The sequence below is a fragment of the Lyngbya aestuarii BL J genome (assembly GCF_000478195.2).
Lineage (GTDB): Bacteria > Cyanobacteriota > Cyanobacteriia > Cyanobacteriales > Microcoleaceae > Capilliphycus > Capilliphycus aestuarii.
In genome coordinates this window covers 1-1,572 of record NZ_AUZM01000195.1, presented here as the reverse complement: position 1 = coordinate 1,572, position 1,572 = coordinate 1, and the positions used below count along the sequence as shown (strand labels likewise).

Below are 1,572 nucleotides of genomic sequence, written 5' to 3'. Positions count from 1 at the left end.
CCCCGCCGACGACTGTCTCTGAAAGTCCCGTTTGTTGAGACAGAGTTACCCCCGTTTTTGCCAATACATAACCCGCTCCAGCAATCACAATCGCTAACCATCCCAACATCAGCCACATCTTCGGAAGATTGTCAAGAGAATCCTGATCTTCTGAGTGTTCAGCCTCATCAATTAACGTTTCAGTGGTGAGGTGAGGTTTCCACATCGGAGCATCCCGCACTTGAGAGGTGAGACGCAAACCAAACAGATAACCCCCAATAATCACAAGTGAGGCAGGATGAATCCCCAATATTTCAACCTTTGGGGCAGCTATTGCTAATAAAGGAACAGCCAATAAAGCATTTAATAAAGCACCCTGAACGAGAGTCGGCAAAGAGGCAGCAGCGTGTTCTAAATTGGCTTTGCGATAGACAAAATCAGCGATCGCTAAAAAAGCAGTTTGAGCAGCAATTCCCCCTAAAGCATTGCTGACTGCAATTTGAGGATGGGCATCTGCGGCGGCGGTAATTGAAGTGATAATTCCGGCTAAAGAAGTAATTCCCCCCAACAATAACGCCCCGACAATGGCTTCACCTAAACCCGTTGCATCGGCAAGTTGATCGGCAATTTTCGAGAGTTTAGTTCCCCCAAGTCCAATAACCAGAGCAGCAAATAGAAACAGCAAAAAATTAATGACTAATGACTCGTTCATTGTTGATTGTCTTGAGTGTTAAAATTCTAAATTCTAAACTTTGGGAAACTGATCCACAGCCATGTAAACAACATCATCCAATGCACTATGATCATCTAAATTACTCGCCCGACTTGTGGTTCTTGTCGAGGCAATTGCATCCCACGTCCAGCCATCATTGCGGATTAACTCTAACAAAATACGTCGTCGGTGTTCGAGGTGTTGAGTCGCCTGTTGAAATTGGGAGTCGTTCACAGTCGGAATTCCCTCTAGGCGAACTAACTCCAAAACAGGTAAAGGAGGATTTTCATCGGTGGGGTTCAAATAGGCAGACTTCAGCGTGGCTAAAAACGCAGCACTCGCCCGACGAACTGATCGCAGTGCTGCGGGATCGGGTTGATGCGGTCGGGGAATGCCATATTGGAGTAAAGTTAAGGCATCATCGAGAGCAACTAAACTCAGCGTCATGGCGCGATAACGCTCAATACTGTGGAAATAGTGCAGAATCGGATAATTCAAATGATTTTCGCCGAGTTGAGTCAGCATCGCACTCAAAGCGATCAGATGTTGATCAAATTGTCCGAAGTTTTCACCATTCCAAGCCCGGATGAGAATTTCATCTGCGGTTCCCCCCAGTGAAGCAATATAAGTCGCATAAGAACGTTTTTGGCTAGCGGCCGAGACGATGGGAAGTAGATAAGCAAAAGTGAGTGTTACCAGAAAAAAGCCGTTAATTGAAGCGATCGCCGTCGCAATTTGCCAGGGTTCTCCTTGGGGTTGATAGCTTCCCTGTCCCAAAGTTGAGAGGGTATAACCGACAAAATACACTCTCTCCCAAAAACTAGCCGGGACTAAATTGGGGGATGTGATTACCGCGCCTTCACCCGAGACAAATAACAGAG

Annotated in this window: 2 protein-coding genes; both read right to left on the bottom strand. The window is 46.4% G+C overall.

The window, feature by feature from the left end; translation table 11 throughout:
• A partial coding sequence (locus M595_RS27450; protein ID WP_023069841.1) for a sodium:calcium antiporter occupies positions 1-691 on the bottom strand: 691 nt, incomplete at its 3' end.
• Between the two features lie 33 nt (positions 692-724).
• A partial coding sequence (locus M595_RS27445; RefSeq protein WP_040484774.1) for an ion channel occupies positions 725-1,572 on the bottom strand: 848 nt, incomplete at its 5' end.